The following is a 3,043-nucleotide window of genomic DNA, read 5'->3' as shown; positions in this document are numbered from 1 at the left end:
CCCCTGCATCTGCTTCTCGTTGGAGGCGGCGAAGAGATTGCCATCATGCAGGTCGCACTGTATTCGGTAGGCATTGATGCGCTGGCGAATGATGCGATTACCCTCAAAGGCCATATCACCCAGGGCGCGTGCCGTCTGCTCGCCGTACTTTGCCTCGATCACATCCATGTCGCGACTGTAGCTGTTGACGATCTGGCCACCGTTGCGCCCGGAGGCACCGAATCCGACCCTCGAGGCCTCCAGCACCACGACCGAGACGCCCTTCTCCGCCAGGTGAAGGGCCGCGGAAATGCCGGTGAAGCCGGCACCGACCACGCAGACATCGCAGTCGATCTCGCCCTCCAGGGCCGGGCGAGGGGGAGCCGGGTTGGCCGAGGCCGCATACCAGGAGGCCACATGGCCGCTGGGGGAAGGGACCTGCATGGAAGCCTCCATCGGTTAAACCCGCAACAGCAGGTGTTCGCGTTCCCAGGAGCTGATGACCTGGAAGTAGGCACGATGCTCGGCACGCTTGACCGCCAGGTAGCTGTTGGTGAAGCGCTCACCGAGGATATCGGACAGGGGCTTGCACTCATGGAGCCTGTCCAGCGCCGGACTGATGTCATCCGGCAAGGTGTTGCCACCGGACCAGGCCGAGCCAACCATCGGGGGGCGCGGATCGAGCTGACCCAGCATCCCCAGGTAACCACAGGCCAGGGACGCCGCCATCACCAGGTAGGGATTGGCATCGGCACCGGCCAGACGGTTCTCGACCCGGGTCGCCTCGGGGCCCGACACCGGTACCCGCAGTCCCACGGTACGGTTGTCCATGCCCCACTCCACGTTGATGGGCGCCGAGCCACTGGTCTCGGAACGCATCAGCCGCCGATAGGAATTGACATTGGGTGCCAGCAGCGGCATCGCGGACGGCAGATAACGCTGCAGACCACCGATGAAATGGTGAAAGAGTTGGCTGGGCTGGCCATCCTCGCCGGCGAAGAGGTTATGGCCGTCCTCGCCGTCGAGCAGACTCTGGTGGATGTGCATGGAGCTGCCCGGCTCATTGGCCATGGGCTTGGCCATGAAAGTCGCGTAGATACCGTGGCGCAGCGCTGTCTCGCGCAGAGTGCGCTTGAACATCACCACCTGGTCGGCCAGGGTCAGCGGATTGCCATGCTGGAAGTTGACTTCCATCTGGCCGGCCCCTTCCTCGTGAATCAGGGTGTCCAGATCCAGGTTCATGGCATCGCAATAGTCGTACATCTCCTCGAACAGCGGGTCGAACTCGTTGACCGCATCGATGGAGAACGATTGCCGGCTGCTCTCCTGACGGCCGGTACGACCGATGGGCGGCTCGAGGGGATAGTCCGAGTCGGTATTGGTCTTGACCAGATAGAACTCCACCTCCGGGGCGATCACCGGGGTCCATCCGCGCTCGGCGTAGAGATCGAGGATCCGCTTGAGCACGTAGCGCGGCGACAATTCCACCGGCTCACCGGTCAGGTAGAAGCAGTCATGGATGATCTGGGCGGTGGGATCCTCCGCCCAGGGCACCAGATAGATGGCATCGGGATCGGGCACCAGCTCCATGTCCCGTTCGGCAGGATTCCAGAAGCGGATGTCCTCGTCATCAGGATAGCCCCCGGTGACGGTCTGGATGAAGATCGAGTCGGGCAGACGCGGCCGCCCGCCATTGAGGTACTTGCCGGCGGGCATGATCTTGCCCTTGAGGATACCGGTGAGGTCGGTGACCAGGCACTCGACCTCGGTAATGCCATGGTTCTGGAACCAATCGTTGAGGAGCGGCTGCTCCTGTCGGTTACTCATGGAAATTTCCTTGCTCTTGGGAACGTGGCCCCCGAGGGTTCCCGGGGGCCCGGCGCTCAGCGAGCCTGGACCTCCGACCATAGCTGCTGGAAGGTCTGGAGCTGTTCGCCTTCCAGGCTGGGGGTGAAGCGCAGGCGAGCCATGTCATCCTCGCTGGGTTGGACGGGCGGCTCGGTGAGCACCTCATCCAGATAGGGCACTGCCGCGGCATTGGGGCTGGCGTAGTAGTTGTAGTTGGACAGCTGGGCCCCGACCTCGGCATCCAGGATGAAGTCCAGGTGCCCGAAGGTCTCCGGGTCCTCGTCCTTGAAGAAGAGGTAGTCGCCATTGTAGGACAGTCCCACATGAGTCACCCCCCGAGCCAGTTGCTGCAGAGCCGGCGTACCGTCGGTGAAACCGCTGAAGGTACCGCGATTCTTGGTCTCGATCAGCAGCCGGGCGGCCTCTCGCCAGCCGTCCATGTCGGTGCAGTCATACCCATGGCCCAGGTAGGCGCAGGCGCCGCCCATGCTGACCTGGCCGTCGCCCATCAGGGCGAATGGATGGTCGGGGTTGACCTCGGGGTCGAACATCAACGACCAGCTCTTCGGCGCCTCCGGGAAGGTCTCGGTGTTGTAGACGATGCCGGTGGTGCCCCACTGGTAGGGCGCAGTGTACTCGGCACCGGGATCGAATTCGGGATCCTGGAACTGCGCCATGACGTTATCGAGGTTCTCGAGCTTGGACGTGTCGAGCTTCTGCACCAGGCCGGTCTGGATCAGACGCGGCACGAAGTAGTTCGACGGCACGATAATGTCGTACTGGGAAACACCGCCGGCATTGAGCTTGGCGAACATCTCCGGCAGCGAGTTGAAGTAGTTCTGTACCACCTCGACGTCATACTTTTCCTCGAAGGCCTCGATGATCTCGGGGTCCATGTACTCCGTCCAGTTGAACAGGTAAAGCTTGTTCTCCTGGGCCTGGACGGTGCCGGCGAGCAGCAGACCGCCCAGGGACAGGGCCAGTGTGGTCTTTGCGATTGTCATGATGGACTCTCCTCGTTTCCCCTTGGTAAGGGTTGGCCGGCTCAGGCTCGCCGGCGGTGACTGAACAGCAGACTCAGCAAGGCGGCGATCGCCACCGCACCGATCATCAATGCGGCGATGGCGTTGATTTCTGGCGATACGCCCTTCCTGATCGCTCCCCAGATGTAGATGGGCAGGGTCGCGCTCTCCGGACCCGCAGTGAAGAAGCTGAT

General features: G+C 62.6%; 3 protein-coding genes. All 3 read right to left on the bottom strand.

Going from position 1 to position 3,043, the window contains the following annotated elements:
• Positions 1-423: NAD(P)/FAD-dependent oxidoreductase (locus tag ACESMD_RS09760; RefSeq protein WP_372612668.1), on the bottom strand; the 423-nt coding region annotated here is incomplete at its 3' end.
• A 15-nt stretch (positions 424-438) separates the two neighbouring features.
• The gene (locus tag ACESMD_RS09755; RefSeq protein WP_372612666.1) at positions 439-1,806 is read right to left on the bottom strand and encodes a glutamine synthetase family protein; all 1,368 of its coding nucleotides are present in this window, start codon (positions 1,804-1,806) and stop codon (positions 439-441) included.
• 56 nt (positions 1,807-1,862) lie between these two features.
• Positions 1,863-2,831 carry a PotD/PotF family extracellular solute-binding protein gene (locus ACESMD_RS09750; protein WP_372612664.1) on the bottom strand — a complete coding sequence of 323 codons (969 nt, stop codon included), beginning with the start codon at positions 2,829-2,831 and terminating at the stop codon, positions 1,863-1,865.
• Between the last annotated feature and the right edge of the window lie 212 nt (positions 2,832-3,043).

It is taken from the genome of Halomonas sp., from assembly GCF_041689495.1.
In the GTDB taxonomy this organism is placed as follows: Bacteria; Pseudomonadota; Gammaproteobacteria; order Pseudomonadales; family Halomonadaceae; genus Halomonas.
The sequence above is the reverse complement of the archived record's forward strand: the minus strand, read 5'-3'. Positions and strand labels throughout refer to the sequence as shown.

Coding starts and splice junctions, on each gene's coding strand:
- ACESMD_RS09755 (WP_372612666.1), bottom strand. CDS start 1,806: ATGAGTAACCGACAGGAGCAGCCGCTCCTCAACGATTGGTTCCAGAAC.
- ACESMD_RS09750 (WP_372612664.1), bottom strand. CDS start 2,831: ATGACAATCGCAAAGACCACACTGGCCCTGTCCCTGGGCGGTCTGCTG.